A 16,514-nucleotide genomic window follows, 5' to 3' on the forward strand; every position below is an offset into this window, starting at 1 on the left:
AGTCGTAGCGCAGGACGACGTCCGACACGGTCATGTAGAGCGGAATGTCAGGCGTGTGCCCGAGCTGGAAGTACGGCGCGTAGCGCGGGGCGATCACGTCCACCAGCATCAGCACCTTCTGCCGGGGTGCAGGGCGGCGGGGTCCCTCGCGGCGGCGAGGGTCAGCGCCACCGCCACCACGGCGCCGGAACCGGCGACCAGGCACCCGCGCGCGTTCCAGCGGTCCGGACGGTAGCGGGAGCGCGGCGTGCGCCGCCCGCCGAGCCGCAGCCCCGCGAGGGCGGCGACCGCCCCGACGCGGAGCACGGGCATGCCGTACGTGCCGCCCTCGGCGGTGAGCAGGCCGTACGTTCCCGCGCAGATGCCGAGCAGCCCGCCGAGGGTGAGCGCGGTCGTCGTACGGCGGACACGGGGCGGGACGTCGGCGGTACGGCCGTACCCGCGCGCGTCCATCGCGCCGGCGAGGGCGACGGACCGCTCCAGCGCGCCCTCCAGGACCGGGAGTCCCACGTGCAGCAGGCCCCGGATGCCGTGGTCCGGACGGCCGCGCAGTCGGCGGGCGGCGCGCACGCGCTGGACGTCGGCGATGAAGTGGGGCGCGAAGGTGAGGGCGACGACGACCGCCACGCCGATCTCGTAGAGGGCGCCCGGCAGGGACTTGAGGAGCCGGCCGGGGTTCGCGAGGGCGTTCGCCGCGCCCACGCAGACGAGGAGGGTGGCCAGCTTCAGCCCGTCGTAGAACGCGAAGAGGAGTGACTCGCCGGTGACCTCGCCACCGAGCCGGATGCCCTGCGCCCAGTCGGGGAGCGGGAGTTCGGGGAGGGTGACGAGCACATGGGTGCCGGGGAGGGGGGAGCCGAAGGTGACGGCGAAGACGAGGCGGACGAGGAGGACGGCGAGGGCGAGCTTGACGAACGCGGAGTAGGAGCGGGACCAGGGGGCGTCGGAGCGACAGGTCACCACGACGTAGGCGGAGGTGGCGATGAGGAGGGCGTGCAGGAGGGGGTTGGTGGTGCGGGTGGCCGCGACACCGAGGGAGAGGGCCCAGAGCCACCAGGCGGCGGCGTGCAGGTTCCGCGGCCGCGCGAGGTCAGCGCGCATTCCCGCGCCGCCTCGCCTGCCACACCGCGGCCGCGCCGAGGGCCGCGACGGCGGCGGCGCCGGCGAACAGGCCCAGCGCGGGGCCGCTGCCGGAGTCCTCCGGCTTCGCCGACGTCGGCTTCTTCCCTCCCGCCACCTGCTCCCCGCACCCCGTCCGCGGATACCCGGCGATGGCACACAGCAGCGCATTCGTGCTGTAACGCAACGGCTTCGCGACCGCCGCCAGCGCCTCCGCGGTCGTCGCGTCCCGCGCCACCGCCGCGCAGGCGGTGCGGGTCGCGGGCGGGGTCTCGCCCGAGGGCGCGTCCTGGGCCGTACCGAAGTCGATGACCAGCGCCACCCGCTTCCTGCCCTCCGCCGCCGGGGTCCGCGCACAGATCGTCGCGAACGACGCCGTGCCGCGGGGCTTCGTCGCGTCCGCGGAGTCCTCGCTGACGGCGAAACGGAACCCCTGCACGTCGCCGTCGGCGGGGACGGCGGTCGCGGGGCCCTGCGTGGCGTACGTCCACGCGGAGCCGGTGCGGTCCCAGAAGGACCAGTAGCGGTAGCCGGCGGCGTGGGCGGACTGGGCCGCGCCGGTCAGGAGGACCAGCGCGGCCAGCAGCGGCGCGAGGACCCGGCGGATCACGGCTGGCGCTTCTTCTTGCGGCCGCTGAAGAGGAAGCCGATGCCGACCCCGGCGGCGAGACCGGCGGCGACGGTCCACCAGACGGCGTTGCCGGAACCGTCGCCGCTGTCCTCGGAGGGCTTCTCGGCGGCGGCCTTCTGCGGTGCCGGTCCCGTGGCGTTGAGCTGCTCGACCAGATCCGTACCGCCGAAGTCACGCGGGTCGCCGCCCGCCACGTCGGCGGCGATGATCAGCTGCGCGTAGGCGGCGGGGCCGCTCTGCTCGGCCCAGGTGGCGGAGTTCTTCTCCAGCCACGTCAGGGGCTTACGGGCCGCCTTCTCTCCGCGCTGCACGGCGAGGGCGACGACTGTGTCCGCGGTGTTGCCGTAGTCGGGCTGGTCCTCGGCGCCGGGGAGCACGGACTTGAGGTACCCGTCCTTCTGTACCGCTTGCGCCAGGTACGAAGCGCCGTTGGCCGCGGCCTGCTCCTCGGTGAGGTGCGGTGCGTCGGCACAAGCGGCCTCGGGCCAGGTGTCGACCTTGGCCCTCAGCATGCTCGTGCCGCGCAAGGCGACCACGGCCGCCGCTGTCGCGTCCGCGTTGGCGGCCAGCTTGCCCTTCTTGTCCGGCTGGTAGGCGAACGCGCCACTCTCGGCGCACGGCAGGGCCAGCTCCCGCAGGGCGTCGAAGGGCGACCTGCCCTCGTGCACGACCGCCGCGACGTCCTGACCGGCCTCGCTGAGCGCGCCGATGACGACGGCTGTCGAGTTCGCGTCGCTGGCCCCACCGGGTGTGTAGCCCCAGCCGCCGTCCTTGTTCTGCATGGACTGCAACCAGGTCGACGCCTTGCCGATCTCGTCCTCGTGCCCGCCGAACGCCGACAGCGCCTGGACGGCCACGGCCGTGCTGTTGGTGTCGACCATGACCTTGCTGTCGCACGCCTTGGCCGGGTCGGCGCGGAACGCCGCGAACGCCCCGTTCGCACACTGCTGCCCGGCGAGCCAGCTGATCGCCTCGGTGGCCGGCTTCACCTTCACCCTGTCCTGCGCGATCAGCGCCAGCGACTGCCGCCACACCCCGTCGTACGTCGGGTCACCCGCCCCGTACAACCCCTCCGGTATCACCACCGACGGCGAAGGCGAAGGACTCGCGGCGACGGCCGGTGCGGCCGTCGCGATCACTGCGGTGGCGGCCAGGACCGCTGCGCTGCGGCGGACGTTCATGATCGGCGGATGCCTCTCCCTGCGGGGAGCCAGGCAGCACGGGACACCCCGGCGGCTCGGCTCCGTATACCTCGACGGTGCCGTGCACCGGCCGGTTGCCGATGCACGTGAGCCGGTCACAAGTACCGAGAGCGGGGCGATCCGGCTCGCCGCCCCCCACGGGAGGCGGCTCACGGTTGCGGGTCAGCGCCGGAATTGCACCGGCTTCCCCCCGTACGGGTGTGATGACGACCCGGCCACTCTACCGGCCCGTAGCAAAGCACCTGAGGGGTGGCTGTGGGCCCGGTAGGTTCCCGGCATGGGGATCATCACGGGGAGACTGATCGGCTCGGGGCGGGCGTCGGACGTGTACGAGATCGACGACGCGTGGGTGCTGCGGCGTGCCCGGGACACCTACAGCGACGCGCTCGTCGAGGCGGCCGTCATGGAGCGGGTGCGCGGGTACGGGTATCCGGTGCCGAGGGTGCGGGTCGAGGACTCCTCGTCCACCGAGCTGGTGATGGAGCGGCTGCACGGGCCGACGATGCTGGGGGCCTTCGCCGCCGGGCGGATCGACGCACGGGAGGCGGGGGCCGTACTGGCCCGGCTCCTGCGGCGGCTGCACGCGCTGCCCGGCCGTGTCGTCCACCTCGATCTGCACCCGGACAACGATGGGGGTCCCCCCGCGCGAGCGAAGCCGAGCGTGGGGGAGCTCACCCCCGCCGGGCCCTACGTCATCGACTGGGCCAACGCCGAGGAGGGCGACCCCGGTCTCGACTGGGGGATGTCGGCGGTGATCCTCGCGCAGGTCGCTGTGGGGGGCGAGGCGTTCGCCGAACCGGCGCGCGCGATGCTGGCCGCGCTGCTCACCGATCCGTCGTCCCTGACGGAGGACGGGTTGGCGGAGGCGCGGCGTCGGCGGGCGGCCAATCCGACGATGAGCCGGCGGGAGGTCGAACTCCTCGCGGAGGCCGAGGAGTTGATCTGGTCGCTGATCTGATCGGGTTCGGTCGTGCGGTGATGCGACGCGGCCACTTCGGGGGATTACTCCGTCCGGTTCGGTCGGATGGCGTGGCCGAGTTGGCGTCACGGTCAGACTGTTGCCCGTGCCCAGTGAGAAGGCCCTCCCCGGGAACCTGCCGCCCGCTCCCCGCGGCTTCGTCGGACGGCAGGACGAACTCGCGTGGCTCGCCGAGAAGTTGGAGCCCTCCGGCGACGGTCGTCCGGTGACCCTCGTCGGCGTGGGAGGGGTGGGCAAGACGCGGCTGGCGCTGCGGGCGGCGCGGCGCGCGGGGGTGGCGTATCCCGACGGGGTGTGGCTGGTGGAGCTGTCGCCGCTGCGGGCCGAGGGCCAGGTGCCGGTGGCCGTGATGGAGGCGCTGCGGGTGGCCGACCAGACCGCCGGGCCGGTGATCGGGGCGCTTTGCGCCTGGGCGCGGGACAAGCGGCTGCTGCTCGTCCTCGACACCTGCGAGCACCTGTTGGCGGAGTGCGCGGCGCTGGTCGCGGACCTGCTCGCCGTCGCACCGGGTGTCCGCGTCCTCGTCACCAGCCGTGAGCCGCTGGACATGCCGGGGGAGCGGACGCTGGAGGTCGAACCGCTGCAAGAGGCCGACGCCACGGCCCTGTTCGCCCAGCGGGCCGCCACCGTCACCCCGGGCTTCGTCCTCGACACCACGACCCGACGGCAGGTCACCGGCGTCTGCCGGATCCTCGACGGCATCCCGCTCGCCATCGAACTCGCCGTCGCACGGCTGTCGTCGCACTCCCTGGAGGAGCTCCACGAACTCCTCGGCGACCGGCTGCGCTCCCGCTTCGACGTGCTCGCCCGGGACGAGAAGACGGGCCAGGGGCTGCCGCGGCACTGGACCCTGCGCACGACCATCGGCTGGAGCCACGAACTGTGCGCCCCGCTGGAACGGCTGTTGTGGGCGCGGCTGTCGGTCTTCGCCGGCTCCTTCACCCGGCGCGCGGCCGAATGGATCTGCGCGGGCGGACCGTTGCGCGCCGACCGGGTCGAGATCCTGCTGCTGCGCCTGACCCGGCAGTCGGTGGTGCTGCGCGATCCGGCCGACCCGGACCGCTTCCGGCTCCTCGACACGGTGCGTGAGTACGGGGCCGACTGGCTGCGGGAGTTGGGGGAGGGGGAGGCCGTGCGGCGGCGGCACCGGGACCACTACCGGCGGTTCGCGCGGGAGGCCTGCTCCGACTGGAACACCGGCCGCCAGGTCGCCTGGTGCGAACGGGTCTTCGCCGAGCACGCCAACCTCCGGGCCGCCGTGGACTGTGCGCTGGAGGACCCCGGCAGCCGGGTCGCGCTGGAGACGGTGGGCGGCATCGGGTTCCTGTGGCGGCACTGCGGCATGCTGCGCGAGGCCCGGCTCGCCCTCGACCGGGTGCTCGCCGCCGAGCACGAGCCGGGCGAGGGCCTGCTGCTGGCGCTGTGGAGCCGGGCGGCCGTCGCGGTCACCCAGGGGCACCCGGACGCCGCGGTGCCCTGGGCGGAGCGGTGCATGGACCTCGCACGGGAACTCGGTGATCCGGCCGCGATCGACGCCACCGGATACGTCACCCTCGGCCCCCTCGTGCTGACCGGCCGCCCGGCCGCGACGATCGAGGCGCTCTCGGACCTGCCGCTCGTGCCCGTCGTGTCGGACTGGCGCGGCTCGGGCCAGCTCCAGATGCGCGCCATGCGGCCCCTCGCTCACCTGATGAGCGGCGCCTACACCGAAGTCGACGAGTCGGCGGCGGAACTCCGCGCGCTGTGTGCCGGGAGCGGCGAGCTCTGGACGGGGGCCTTCGTCGACGCGTTCATCGCCGACGCCGATCTCGCGCAGGGGCGTACGGCGGCCGCCCTGGGCAATGCCCGCGCCGCGCTGGCCGGGCATCGGCTGATGCACAACACCCCCGGTGTCGCCTTCGGCATCGACGCCCTGGTGGCCGCCGAGGTCAGGGAGGAGGACGGCGACGGGCGCCGTGCCGCCAGGCTGCTCGGCATCAGCCGTCGTGCCTGGGAGCGCGTGGGCCGTGAGCAGTTCAGCCTGCCCGGCCGCGTCGCCGCCCGCGAGGCCCGCGAACGCCTTCTCCGCGACCGCCTCGGCGACACCGTGTACGAGGAGGCGTACGCGCGGGGTCTCGCCATGTCGTACGACGAAGGCCTCGACTACGCGCTCCGCTCCTGACGCGGCGTCGGCCCCCCGAACGGCAGGTGCAACGCCCGCGACACCAGCAGCCAACTCCCGTCGTCCGCACGCCGGAACGCGTCCTCGTAGTGCCCGACCTGGACCGGCGCACCCGGCGGCACGATCCCGCCGTCGTACCCGTCGACCCGGTACGTGGTGAAGTACGAGGTCGCCGTCGCCGTGTCCGAGGAGGTCACCGTGACCAGGACGTTGGACATCACCCGGCGCGACAGCCGGTCCCCGGGCCGGGACCCGAAGTACTCCCGCAGCGCCTCGCGTCCGTCGAACCGCCGTCCGTCGCCCGGATCGGGCCACTCCCAGCTGCCGTCCTCGGTGAACAGCTCGGCCACGGAACCCGGGTCCCCGATGTCGAGCCGACGGACGAAGTCGACGATGAGGCGTTCGCAGGCGCGCTCGGCGAGGAGTTGCTCCAGAGGGTCCATGGACCAGTGGTACCAGGGGCGGATCATGACCCGCGACCCGGTTCACACGGCGACGTAGGTCACCGGCTCGCTCCCGGCCACGGCCTCCGCCCGTCCCAGCTTCACCAGTCGCCGCAGATGTGCCTCGGCCTCCGAGACCGCGATGGTCCTCGATCCGTAGGGGATCTGGTCCCAGGGGCGGTTCCACTCCATGCGTTCGGCGAGCTGCCACGGGGTGAGGGGTTCGACCAGCAGGGTCAGCAGGTCGGTGAGGCGTTCCTCGTGATGCGCGAGCAACTCCCGTACCCGGGACGCCGCGTCGGTGAAGACGTGCTGGTGGGCGGGGAGGACCTCGGCGGGGGCGAGACGGCCGACGCGTTCGAGGGAGTCGAGGTAGTCGCCGAGCGGGTCGGTGACCGTGGTGTCGTCGGGGTCCTCGTACAGGCCGATGTGCGGGGTGATCTCGGGGAGCAGATGGTCACCGGAGAACAGGCGCCCGTGGCCCGGGAGGCGGGCCGGGTGGTCCTCCTCCAGGTGGAGGCAGACATGGCCCGGTGTGTGGCCCGGCGTCCAGATCGCGCGCAGGCGGCGGCCCGCCAGGTCGAGGAGTTCGCCGGGGACGATCTCGCGGTCGGGGACGGCGGGGGAGAAGCCGGGGAGTTTCCGGGGGCGGCCGGTGCGCAGGGGCGCCACATGGGACTCCGGGGCGCCGGCGGCCTCCAGCTTGGCCGTCATGTAGGAGAACCAGCGTTCCGAGCGGGTCTCGCGGGTGCGGCGCACGATCGCCGAGTCCGCCGCGTGCATCGCGATCCAGGCGCCGGACGCCTCGCGGACCCTGCCCGACAGACCGTGGTGGTCCGGGTGGTGATGGGTGATCACCACCCCGTGGACCTCGGTCTCCGAGGTGCCGCAGGCCCGCAGCCCCGCGGCGAGCGTGTCCCAGGACTCCGGGTCGTCCCAGCCCGTGTCGACCAGTACCGGACCGCGGTCGGTGTCGACGACGTACACCAGCGTGAAGCCCAGCGGATTGTCGGGGATGGGGACCCGGATCGACCGGACGCCTCCGCCGTGGTCGCCTACCTGTGGCATGAGCTGTGTCATGGGCTCCCCCGTCTCCGCGTTCTCGCGGCCGGGACCACTATAACTAGAACGCGTTTCGATGGGAGCCCAAGTCATCCTTTGGTCGCTGTGAGCTCTGTGGACTCCTCCGAAGGGAACTGGTATCAGTTCCGGTATCTGATGAACCGTCAGAGTCAGCTCCCGGGGAGGCAGTCGCCATGACCGAGCTCGTGGAACACGGACAGCTGTTCATCGGCGGGGAGTTGACCGACCCCCTGGGCAAGGACGTCATCGAGGTGATCTCCCCGCACACCGAGGAGGTCATCGGACGGGTGCCGCACGCCTCGACCGGGGACGTGGACCGGGCGGTCGCGGCGGCGCGCACGGCGTTCGAGGAAGGCCCCTGGCCGCGCATGACGCTCGACGAGCGCATCGAGGTCGTCTCCCGCATCAAGGACGGCATCCTCGTCCGGCACGAGGAGATAGCCCGCGTGATCTCCTCCGAGAACGGCTCGCCGTACTCCTGGAGCGTCCTCGCGCAGGCACTCGGCGCGATGATGGTGTGGGACGCGGCGATCACGGTCGCACGGAACTTCACCTACGAGGAGCAGCGCGACGGCGTCCTCGGAAAGATCCTGGTCCGGCGTGAGCCGGTCGGTGTCGTCGCGGCCGTGGTCCCCTGGAACGTCCCGCAGTTCGTGGCCGCCGCCAAGCTCGCGCCCGCGCTGCTCACCGGCTGCACGGTGGTGCTGAAGCCGTCGCCCGAGTCGCCGCTGGACGCGTACCTCCTCGCCGAGATCACCCGCGAGGCAGGGCTGCCGGAGGGCGTGCTGTCGATCCTGCCCGCCGACCGGGAGGTCAGCGAGTACCTGGTCGGACACCCCGGCGTGGACAAGGTCTCCTTCACCGGGTCGGTGGCGGCCGGCAAGCGCGTGATGGAGGTGGCGTCGCGCAATCTGACGCGCGTGACACTGGAGTTGGGCGGCAAGTCCGCGGCGGTCGTCCTGCCGGACGCGGACATCGGGACGTCCGTCCCCGGGATCGTGTCGGCGGCCTGGATGAACAACGGCCAGGCGTGTGTGGCCCAGACCCGCATCCTCCTGCCGCGCTCCCGCTACGACGAGTTCGCGGACGCCTTCGCCGCCGCGGCGAGCGCCCTGGTCGTCGGCGACCCGCTGGACCCCGCGACGCAGGTGGGCCCGCTGGTCGCCAGGCGCCAGCAGCAGCGCAACCTCGACTACATCCGCATCGGCCAGGAGGAGGGCGCGAAGATCCTCACGGGCGGCGGCCGCCCGCCGGGCCTGGACCGCGGCTGGTACGTGGAGCCCACCCTCTTCGGCGACGTCGACAACTCCATGCGGATCGCCCGCGAGGAGATCTTCGGCCCGGTCATCTGCCTTCTTCCCTACGGCGGCGAGTCCGAGGCCCTGAAGATCGCGAACGACTCGGACTACGGCCTCTCCGGCAGCGTGTGGACGGCCGACGTGGCGCACGGCATCGACGTCGCCCGCCAGGTCCGTACGGGCACCTACTCCGTGAACACCTTCAGCCTCGACATGCTGGGCCCGTTCGGCGGCTACAAGAACTCCGGTCTGGGGCGGGAGTTCGGCCCCGAGGGCTTCGGCGAGTACCTGGAGCACAAGATGATCCACCTGCCGGCCGGCTGGGAGGCGTGAGCGGCCATGGGTGACCGCTGGCAGGTCGAGGTCGACCGCTCCGTCTGCATCGGCTCGGCCCAGTGCGTCCACCACGCCCCCGACGGCTTCCGCCTCGACACCGGCCGCCAGTCCCACCCCGTCGAACCGGAGACGGACGCCAACGAGAAGATCCTGGCCGCCGCGGAGAGCTGCCCCGTGGAGGCCATCATGATCACCCTGCTGGGGAGCGGGGAGCCGGTGTTCCCGCCGGAGGAGTAGGGGCTTACGCTCCTGCGGTCGTCACAGGACCGATCCGGGCAGGGGAACGTGCACAAGAGCGAGGCCGAGCAGCTGATCGAGCAGGCGTACCAGGCATGGGACGCCGAGGAGTGGCTGCGCGCCGCCGAGCTCTTCGAGCAGGTGCTCGCCCATTTCCCGGACGAGCGGCCGAGCGCGGAGTGGTGGTACGACGCCGCGCTCGCCCACAAGTTCCTGCGCAACTGGCAGAAGGCGTACGAGCTGGGGCGCGAGGCCGCCGCCCGCGCCCCGCGCGGCCAGGGCGAACCGGCGTTCTGGAACCTCGGGATCGCGGCGACGATCCAGCGGGAATGGGCGACGGCACGGGACGCCTGGGCCGGATTCGGCATCGAACTACCCGACGGGGAGGGCGAGATCGAGGCCCGGATCGGGAACGCGTGTGTACGCCTCGACACCGGCGGACAGCAGGAGGTCGTGTGGATCGAGCGGCTCTGCCCGACGCGCGGACGGGTGGTCAACGTGCCCGTCACGGGCGGGCGGCGGTACGGCGAGATCGTCGTGCACGACGGAGTGCCGAACGGCGAACGGGTCGTCAACGGTACGACGTACCCCGTCTTCGACGAGCTGCTCCGCTTCGAGGCCTCCGAGCTGCCCACCCTGGAGGTCACGGTGAACGCGGGCGAGCGGGCCGACCTGGAGGCGCTCCTCGTGCTGTTCGCCGAGCACGGCTACGGCGCCGAGCCCGCCAGCTCCGTACGCATGCTGTGCGCGTGCTGCAGCGAGGGCACGCACCAGCAGGAGCGGAGTGCCGAGGCAGGTGCTCAGTCGGTCTCGCTGGCGGCCCCTGTGGAGGAGGCGCGGCGGCTGCTGGAGCGGTGGGCCGGGGAGGCCGTGATCGGGCGGAGCTGGAGCGGGCTGGAGCCGGTGGGCTAGTTCTCCGGTGCCGTCAGGTCGATCAGGCGGCACACCGTCTCGATGTCGATCTTCACCTGGGCGATGGAGGCGCGGCCCGAGAGCCAGGTGATCAGGGCCGAGTGCCAGGTGTGCTCGATGACACGGACCGCGGAGAGCTGCGCCGGGGTCGGGTCCTCGATGCCCATCGCGTCCAGGATGATCACCGTGGTCTGCCGGGAGACCTGGTCGACCTCGGGGGAGACACTGCGGTCGGCGAAGGTCAGGGCGCGGACCATCGCGTCGGCGAGATGGGGCTCGCGCTGAAGCGCTCTGAACGCGCGCATCAGGGTCTCCGCCACCTTCTCGGCCGCCGTCTCGCCCTGCGGCGGCTTCTTCCGCAGCGTGCCGTGCATGTGCTCCAGCTGGTCCTGCATCGTGGCGACCAGCAGATGGATCTTGGACGGGAAGTAGCGGTACAGCGTGCCCAGCGCCACCTGCGAGGACTCCGCGACCTCCCGCATCTGCACCGCGTCGAAACCGCCCCGGCTCGCCAGCTGCGCGCTCGCGTGCAGGATGCGGCGACGACGGGCCTCCTGCCGCTCCGTGAGGGGCGCAGAGGCGGGGCGCTGGGTGATGGCTTCCGCAGGCATGGGTCCCGTTCCGTGACAGTCGGTGAGGGCGAGTGATCACACAGCATGTCAGGGGTCCCGGTGGTGGCGTGAATCACCTGATCCACTGCTCCCACCGCCCCTACCTGCCGGTAGATTCAGAGCCTCTTGAACGATCAAGTCTGAAACTTGTTCTAGATTAGCGTCCCGGCGTAATCTCGCGGGAAACAGCAGGGAGAAGGGGGCCCGGAGTGACCGCTGAGGCCAGTCGGGCGGGTTCCCAGGAGGACCCGGCCGCGGACGGCGAGCGACCGCTCAACATCGCACTCCTCACCTACAAGGGAAACCCGTTCTGCGGCGGCCAGGGCGTCTACGTCCGCCACCTCTCCCGCGAACTGGCCCGCCTCGGCCACCGCGTCGAGGTCATCGGCTCCCAGCCCTACCCCGTCCTCGACGAGGGCGACGACATCGACGGCCGGCTGAGCCTCACGGAACTGCCCAGCCTCGACCTGTACCGCTCCCCGGACCCCTTTCGCACCCCGAAGCGCGACGAGTACCGCGACTGGATCGACGCCCTGGAAGTGGCGACGATGTGGACCGGCGGTTTCCCCGAGCCACTGACGTTCTCCCTGCGCGCCCGCCGCCATCTGCGCGCCCGCCGCGGCGAGTTCGACGTCGTGCACGACAACCAGACGCTGGGCTACGGCCTCCTGGGCGACATCGGCGCCCCCCTGGTCACGACGATCCACCACCCCATCACCGTGGACCGCCAGTTGGAGCTGGACGCGGCCCAGACCTGGGGCCAGCGCCTGGCCAAGCGGCGCTGGTACGCCTTCACCCGTATGCAGAAGCGCGCGGCGCACAGACTCCCGTCGGTCCTCACCGTCTCCGGCACCTCCCGCCAGGAGATCGTCGACCACCTCGGCGTCCGCGACGACCGCATCCACGTCGTCCACATCGGGGCCGACACCGATCTTTTCTCGCCGGATCCGTCGGTGGCCGCCGTCCCCGGCCGGATCGTCACCACCTCCAGCGCCGACGTCCCGCTCAAGGGCCTGATCTTCCTGGTCGAGGCCCTCGCGAAGGTCCGCACCGAGCACCCCGACGCCCATCTCGTCGTCGTCGGCAAGCGCGCCGAGGACGGCCCCGTCGCCCAGGCCATCGAGCGCTACGGCCTCGAAGGCGCCGTCCGCTTCGTCAAGGGCATCTCCGACGCGGAACTGGTCGACCTGGTCCGCTCCGCCGAGGTCGCCTGCGTGCCGTCCCTGTACGAGGGCTTCTCGCTGCCCGCGGCGGAGGCCATGGCCACCGGGACACCGCTGGTCGCGACGACCGGCGGCGCGATCCCGGAGGTCGCGGGGCGGGACGGGGAGACCTGTCTGGCCGTACCGCCCGGGGACTCCGGGGCGCTGGCGGCCGCCCTGAGCCGACTGCTCGGTGACCCCGACCTCGGGGCGCGGCTCGGTCGCGCGGGCCGTGAGCGGGTCCTGGCGCGGTTCACCTGGGCCCGGGCCGCCGAGGGCACCGTGGCCAGGTACCGCGAGGCGATCGGCGCGCCCGGGACCTCTTCCTCGGCCTCGACAGACCCCTCCGCCGCCCCCGCAGGCACCTATTCCGAAAGCAGGGCCACGTGCTGACCGTCGACTTCTCCCGGTTCCCGCTCGCCCCGGGCGACCGTGTCCTGGACCTCGGTTGCGGAGCCGGCCGGCACGCGTTCGAGTGCTACCGGCGCGGCGCCCAGGTCGTGGCACTGGACCAGAACGCGGAGGAGATCCGCGAGGTCGCCAAGTGGTTCGCGGCGATGAAGGAGGCCGGCGAGGCCCCCGAGGGAGCGACGGCCACCGCGATGGAGGGCGACGCCCTGGCGCTGCCCTTCCCCGACGAGTCCTTCGACGTCGTGATCATCTCCGAGGTCATGGAGCACATCCCGGACGACAAGGGCGTACTCGCCGAGATGGTCCGGGTGTTGAAGCCCGGCGGCCGGATCGCCATCACCGTCCCGCGCTACGGCCCCGAGAAGGTCTGCTGGACACTGTCCGACGCCTACCACGAGGTCGAGGGCGGCCACATCCGCATCTACAAGGCGGACGAACTGCTCGCGAAGATCCGCGAGGCCGGCCTCAAGCCGTACGGCACCCACCACGCGCACGCCCTGCACTCGCCCTACTGGTGGCTGAAGTGCGCGTTCGGCGTCGACAACGACAAGGCGCTGCCGGTGAAGGCGTACCACAAGCTGCTGGTCTGGGACATCATGAAGAAGCCGCTGGCGACGAGGGTCGCCGAGCAGGCCCTCAACCCGCTGATCGGCAAGAGCTTCGTGGCGTACGCGACCAAGCCGCACCTGCCTTCCGTGGACGCTCGGTGACCACTCCCCGCACCGAACACCTGGTCCTGCCCGGGGTGTTGGACGCCGAGCAGGCCGCCGTGACCGTCTCCGGCATCCTCGCCGTGCAGCGCGCGGACGGGGCGATCCCCTGGTTCCGAGGCCACCACCTCGACCCCTGGGACCACACCGAGGCCGCGATGGCGCTGGACGCGGCGGGCGAGCACGAGGCCGCCGAGCGGGCCTACGACTGGCTGGCCCGGCACCAGAACGAGGACGGTTCCTGGTACGCGGCCTACCGGGACGGGGCGTTCGACGACGTCACCGACCGGGGCCGGGAGACGAACTTCGTCGCCTACATAGCCGTAGGCGTGTGGCACCACTACCTCTCCACGGGCGACGACACGTTCCTGGACCGCATGTGGCCGTCGGTCCACGCGGCGGTGGAATACGTCCTGCGACTCCAGCAGCCCGGCGGGCAGATCGGCTGGAAGGGCGAGGACGACGGCACGTTCACGAAGGACGCGCTGCTGACGGGCTCCTCGTCGATCCACCACGCTCTGCGCTGCGCCCTCGCGATCGCCGAGCAGTGCGAAGAGCCGCAGCCGGACTGGGAGTTGGCGCTGGGCATGCTCCGGCACGCCATCCGCCGGCACCCGGAGCGGTTCCTGGACAAGGACCGCTACTCCATGGACTGGTACTACCCGATCCTGGGCGGCGCGCTCACGGGCGCGGAGGCCAAGTCCCGTATGGAGAAGGACTGGGACCGCTTCGTCGTGCCCGGCCTCGGGGTGCGCTGCGTGGTCCCCAACCCGTGGGTGACGGGCGGCGAGTCCGCCGAACTCGCCCTCGCGCTCTGGGCGATGGGCGAGTCCGACCGTGCATTGGACATCCTCCAGTCGATCCAGCACCTGCGGGATCCGGAGAGCGGGCTGTACTGGACCGGGTACGTCTTCGACGACGGCGCCATCTGGCCCCAGGAGCTCACCACTTGGACGGCCGGGTCGCTGCTGCTCGCGGTCGCCGCGCTGGGCGGCCATGAGGCCACGTGCGCGGTGTTCGGCGGGGACCGCCTGCCGAGCGGACTGGACCCGGACTGCTGCGCCTGAGCGCCACGGCTCAGTGCCGGTGCACCCGGTTGGCGATGGCGTGCCCGACGAACAGGTAGACCACCGCCGCCAACCCGTACCCCGCCACCACCCTCGCCCACGCCTCGTCGAACGTGAACAGATCGTGGCTCCACCCCGCCAGCCAGCGGGCCACGTCATGGATGAACTGCACGAAGTCGTTCGCACGGTTCGCGTCCAGCAGGTACATCACGATCCACAGGCCCAGGATGAAGGCCATGATGTCGGCGACGATCGCTATGACCGTACCGGCCGAGTTGGCACCGCTATATCGAGAGGACATAACCACCGGGTTGCCGCTCGTCCCGATATGAAACCCGAACGGGTTCGCCCCCGACGGGCCGGGGCGATATACCAGTGGATTGTGAAGCCGTCGCGGGCGGGTAAGTTCGAGAGCGGCGCGGACGGCCGCAAACTGGCCCTGGTCTAGGCCGTCGCCCCCCTCACCGCCGGCACCGACGCCCTCAACCAGGTGAAGGACGCCGGGAAGAGCGCGGGCGCGGAGGTCGCCGACAAGGTGCCGTCCGCTACCCAGCTCACCGGTTGAGCTCGGCCAGTACCCGCAGTGACTCGCGGTCCGGGGACAGTGCCAGTAGATCCGTCACCGGGCCCTTGCGCCACAACTCCAGGCGTTCGGCGATGCGTTCGCGGGGGCCGACGAGGGAGATCTCGTCGGCGAAGGCGTCGGGGACGGCCAGTACCGCCTCCTCGCGGCGGCCTTCGAGGAAGAGGTGCTGGATGCGCCGGGCCTCCTCCTCGTAGCCCATGCGTGCCATCAGGTCGGCGTGGAAGTTGCGGGCCGCGTGGCCCATGCCGCCGATGTAGAAGCCGAGCATGGTCTTCACGGGGAGCAGGCCCTCGCGTACGTCGTCGCAGACCCGGACCTGGGCCATGGGGGCGACGAGGAAGCCGTCCGGGGCGTCGGAGAGCGAGGCCTCGTAGACCTCGGGGCGGGTCGGGGACCAGTAGAGGGGGAGCCAGCCGTCGGCGATGCGGGTCGTCTGGGCCACGTTCTTCGGACCCTCGGCGCCGAGGAGGATCGGCAGGTCGGGGCGCAGGGGGTGGGTGATCGGCTTCAGGGGCTTGCCCAGGCCTGTCGCGTCGGGGGCGCGGTAGGGGTGGGAGTGGAAGCGGCCGGCGAGTTCGACGGGGGCCTCGCGCCTGAGGACTTGGCGTACGACGTCGACGTACTCCCGCGTCGCGGTCAGCGGTGACTTCGGGAACGGGCGGCCGTACCAGCCCTCGACCACCTGCGGGCCGGAGAGCCCCAGGCCGAGCATCATGCGGCCGCCCGACAAATGGTCCAGCGTCAGTGCGTGCATCGCCGTCGTGGTGGGGGAGCGGGCCGCCATCTGGGCAACCGCCGTGCCCAGCTTGATCCTTGAGGTCTGGGCGGCGATCCAGGTCAGCGGGGTGAAGACGTCCGAACCCCAGGACTCCGCCGTCCAGACCGAGTCGTAGCCCAGCCGCTCCGCCTCCTGCGCCAGCGGTACGTGATCGGGGTTGGGGCCGCGACCCCAGTAGCCGAGGGCGAGACCTAGCCGCATAGCCGCCTCCTGACGGTGTGTCAGTTCGCCGGTCGGGGGAGGCGACTGTACGACAACGGCCCCCCGCCCGGAAGGGCGAGGGGCCGTGCATCGCAGAGGCGTCAGCCGCGCTGGATGCCCGAGGTGTCCTGGAGCACGCCGCGACGGCCGTCCTGCGTCTGGGCGACCAGGTTGGCGCCGCGCTGCTCGACGGCCAGGTACCAGGTACCCGGGGCGAGTTCGGCGATCGGCGACTGCGAGCCGTCCTCCGCGAAGAGCGGACGCGGGACGGGGACCGCGAACCAGAACGGGGAGAAGTCCCCGGTCGGCTGCGGCGCCTGAGGCTGCGGCTGGGACGGCCCCGGCTGCGGCTGGGCGCCGAACGGCTGACCCGGCTGCGGCTGACCGCCGTAGGGCTGACCCGGTCTCTTATACAAATCTGACGCTGCCGACGAAGGGGCTAGGGTAGAACACGGTGGGCGGCGGCTACGTAGAAAAAAAAAACAGTCAATAAACGCACAGTCGTACACGACCTAGCACGGAAACAATCTGGCATATACACACGCGA

General features: G+C 71.9%; 16 protein-coding genes, 2 pseudogenes and 1 riboswitch. Of the genes and pseudogenes, 9 read left to right on the forward strand and 9 right to left on the reverse strand.

Features of this window, described 5'->3' with window-relative positions; translation table 11 throughout:
* Window positions 1-108 precede the first annotated feature (108 nt).
* Genes HLK59_RS40225 through HLK59_RS40235 form a run of 3 tightly spaced genes read right to left on the reverse strand, consistent with a single transcriptional unit; the run spans window position 109 to window position 2,931 of the window.
* The gene (locus HLK59_RS40225) at window positions 109-1,101 is read right to left on the reverse strand and encodes an energy-coupling factor transporter transmembrane component T (protein WP_171146604.1); all 993 of its coding nucleotides are present in this window, start codon (window positions 1,099-1,101) and stop codon (window positions 109-111) included.
* Complete coding sequence (locus HLK59_RS40230; protein WP_171146605.1) at window positions 1,091-1,729, reverse strand: SCO2322 family protein; 639 nt, start codon at window positions 1,727-1,729, stop codon at window positions 1,091-1,093. Before HLK59_RS40230 ends, HLK59_RS40225 begins: the two co-directional genes overlap by 11 nt.
* Window positions 1,726-2,931, reverse strand: coding sequence for a prenyltransferase/squalene oxidase repeat-containing protein (locus tag HLK59_RS40235; RefSeq protein WP_171146606.1), 1,206 nt, complete (start codon window positions 2,929-2,931; stop codon window positions 1,726-1,728). The genes HLK59_RS40230 and HLK59_RS40235 overlap by 4 nt, the downstream gene beginning before the upstream one ends.
* Before the next feature lie 113 nt (window positions 2,932-3,044).
* A riboswitch (cobalamin riboswitch) is annotated at window positions 3,045-3,189 on the reverse strand.
* Between the two features lie 40 nt (window positions 3,190-3,229).
* On the opposite strand from HLK59_RS40235, the gene HLK59_RS40240 reads away from it, so the two are divergent.
* On the forward strand, window positions 3,230-3,910 hold the full coding sequence (locus HLK59_RS40240) for a phosphotransferase (protein WP_171146607.1): 681 nt from the start codon (window positions 3,230-3,232) through the stop codon (window positions 3,908-3,910).
* 106 nt (window positions 3,911-4,016) lie between these two features.
* On the forward strand, window positions 4,017-6,092 hold the full coding sequence (locus tag HLK59_RS40245) for an NB-ARC domain-containing protein (protein ID WP_346779927.1): 2,076 nt from the start codon (window positions 4,017-4,019) through the stop codon (window positions 6,090-6,092).
* On the opposite strand, the gene HLK59_RS40250 is transcribed toward HLK59_RS40245, so the two are convergent.
* Together HLK59_RS40250 and HLK59_RS40255 are read right to left on the reverse strand one after the other, a co-directional pair.
* Window positions 6,074-6,535: a nuclear transport factor 2 family protein gene (locus tag HLK59_RS40250; RefSeq protein ID WP_171146608.1), complete on the reverse strand. Its 462-nt coding sequence runs from the start codon at window positions 6,533-6,535 to the stop codon at window positions 6,074-6,076. The two genes, HLK59_RS40245 and HLK59_RS40250, sit on opposite strands and share 19 nt — an antisense overlap.
* A 42-nt stretch (window positions 6,536-6,577) precedes the next feature.
* Complete coding sequence (locus tag HLK59_RS40255; RefSeq protein WP_171146609.1) at window positions 6,578-7,603, reverse strand: MBL fold metallo-hydrolase; 1,026 nt, start codon at window positions 7,601-7,603, stop codon at window positions 6,578-6,580.
* A 188-nt stretch (window positions 7,604-7,791) separates the two neighbouring features.
* On the opposite strand from HLK59_RS40255, the gene HLK59_RS40260 reads away from it, so the two are divergent.
* Genes HLK59_RS40260 through HLK59_RS40270 form a run of 3 tightly spaced genes read left to right on the forward strand, consistent with a single transcriptional unit; the run spans window position 7,792 to window position 10,401 of the window.
* Window positions 7,792-9,249, forward strand: a complete 1,458-nt coding sequence (locus HLK59_RS40260) for an aldehyde dehydrogenase (protein WP_171146610.1) — start codon at window positions 7,792-7,794, stop codon at window positions 9,247-9,249.
* A gap of 6 nt (window positions 9,250-9,255) precedes the next feature.
* Window positions 9,256-9,489 (forward strand): ferredoxin, encoded by a 234-nt coding sequence (locus HLK59_RS40265; protein ID WP_171146611.1) that lies wholly within the window; start codon window positions 9,256-9,258, stop codon window positions 9,487-9,489.
* 48 nt (window positions 9,490-9,537) lie between these two features.
* The gene (locus HLK59_RS40270) at window positions 9,538-10,401 is read left to right on the forward strand and encodes a tetratricopeptide repeat protein (protein ID WP_171146612.1); all 864 of its coding nucleotides are present in this window, start codon (window positions 9,538-9,540) and stop codon (window positions 10,399-10,401) included.
* Here HLK59_RS40270 and HLK59_RS40275 read toward each other — a convergent pair.
* Window positions 10,398-11,012, reverse strand: coding sequence for a TetR family transcriptional regulator (locus tag HLK59_RS40275; protein ID WP_171146613.1), 615 nt, complete (start codon window positions 11,010-11,012; stop codon window positions 10,398-10,400). The two genes, HLK59_RS40270 and HLK59_RS40275, sit on opposite strands and share 4 nt — an antisense overlap.
* Window positions 11,013-11,221: 209 nt before the next feature.
* Here HLK59_RS40275 and HLK59_RS40280 point away from each other — a divergent pair, with 209 nt between their 5' ends.
* The 3 genes from HLK59_RS40280 to HLK59_RS40290 are packed head-to-tail and all read left to right on the forward strand — an operon-like array spanning window position 11,222 to window position 14,402.
* A complete protein-coding gene (locus HLK59_RS40280; protein WP_171146614.1) occupies window positions 11,222-12,607 on the forward strand; it encodes a glycosyltransferase family 4 protein in 1,386 nt (461 codons plus the stop codon).
* Window positions 12,601-13,335: a class I SAM-dependent methyltransferase gene (locus HLK59_RS40285; protein ID WP_171146615.1), complete on the forward strand. Its 735-nt coding sequence runs from the start codon at window positions 12,601-12,603 to the stop codon at window positions 13,333-13,335. Before HLK59_RS40280 ends, HLK59_RS40285 begins: the two co-directional genes overlap by 7 nt.
* Window positions 13,332-14,402, forward strand: a complete 1,071-nt coding sequence (locus HLK59_RS40290; RefSeq protein WP_171146616.1) for a prenyltransferase/squalene oxidase repeat-containing protein — start codon at window positions 13,332-13,334, stop codon at window positions 14,400-14,402. Before HLK59_RS40285 ends, HLK59_RS40290 begins: the two co-directional genes overlap by 4 nt.
* Window positions 14,403-14,412: 10 nt before the next feature.
* On the opposite strand, the gene HLK59_RS40295 is transcribed toward HLK59_RS40290, so the two are convergent.
* Window positions 14,413-14,703: a hypothetical protein gene (locus HLK59_RS40295; RefSeq protein ID WP_171146617.1), complete on the reverse strand. Its 291-nt coding sequence runs from the start codon at window positions 14,701-14,703 to the stop codon at window positions 14,413-14,415.
* A gap of 57 nt (window positions 14,704-14,760) precedes the next feature.
* On the opposite strand from HLK59_RS40295, the pseudogene HLK59_RS51555 reads away from it, so the two are divergent.
* Window positions 14,761-14,967, forward strand: a pseudogene (locus HLK59_RS51555) (hypothetical protein); the annotation flags it as partial.
* On the opposite strand, the gene HLK59_RS40300 reads toward HLK59_RS51555, so the two are convergent.
* The gene (locus HLK59_RS40300) at window positions 14,957-15,967 is read right to left on the reverse strand and encodes an LLM class F420-dependent oxidoreductase (RefSeq protein ID WP_171146618.1); all 1,011 of its coding nucleotides are present in this window, start codon (window positions 15,965-15,967) and stop codon (window positions 14,957-14,959) included. The pseudogene HLK59_RS51555 and the gene HLK59_RS40300 overlap by 11 nt on opposite strands.
* A 101-nt stretch (window positions 15,968-16,068) precedes the next feature.
* Window positions 16,069-16,365, reverse strand: a pseudogene (locus tag HLK59_RS40305) (hypothetical protein); the annotation flags it as partial.
* Window positions 16,366-16,514 lie beyond the last annotated feature (149 nt).

Origin of the sequence: Streptomyces sp. S3(2020), from assembly GCF_013044505.1 — a bacterium.
Lineage (GTDB): Bacteria > Actinomycetota > Actinomycetes > Streptomycetales > Streptomycetaceae > Streptomyces.

What these genes read in the sequence shown, in the direction of transcription:
- HLK59_RS40275 (WP_171146613.1), bottom strand. Translation starts at nt 11,012, where the DNA reads ATGCCTGCGGAAGCCATCACCCAGCGCCCCGCCTCTGCGCCCCTCACG.
- HLK59_RS40300 (WP_171146618.1), bottom strand. Translation starts at nt 15,967, where the DNA reads ATGCGGCTAGGTCTCGCCCTCGGCTACTGGGGTCGCGGCCCCAACCCC.
- HLK59_RS40235 (WP_171146606.1), bottom strand. Translation starts at nt 2,931, where the DNA reads ATGAACGTCCGCCGCAGCGCAGCGGTCCTGGCCGCCACCGCAGTGATC.
- HLK59_RS40255 (WP_171146609.1), bottom strand. Translation starts at nt 7,603, where the DNA reads ATGCCACAGGTAGGCGACCACGGCGGAGGCGTCCGGTCGATCCGGGTC.
- HLK59_RS40225 (WP_171146604.1), bottom strand. Translation starts at nt 1,101, where the DNA reads ATGCGCGCTGACCTCGCGCGGCCGCGGAACCTGCACGCCGCCGCCTGG.
- HLK59_RS40250 (WP_171146608.1), bottom strand. Translation starts at nt 6,535, where the DNA reads ATGGACCCTCTGGAGCAACTCCTCGCCGAGCGCGCCTGCGAACGCCTC.
- HLK59_RS40295 (WP_171146617.1), bottom strand. Translation starts at nt 14,703, where the DNA reads ATGTCCTCTCGATATAGCGGTGCCAACTCGGCCGGTACGGTCATAGCG.
- HLK59_RS40240 (WP_171146607.1), top strand. Translation starts at nt 3,230, where the DNA reads ATGGGGATCATCACGGGGAGACTGATCGGCTCGGGGCGGGCGTCGGAC.
- HLK59_RS40260 (WP_171146610.1), top strand. Translation starts at nt 7,792, where the DNA reads ATGACCGAGCTCGTGGAACACGGACAGCTGTTCATCGGCGGGGAGTTG.
- HLK59_RS40265 (WP_171146611.1), top strand. Translation starts at nt 9,256, where the DNA reads ATGGGTGACCGCTGGCAGGTCGAGGTCGACCGCTCCGTCTGCATCGGC.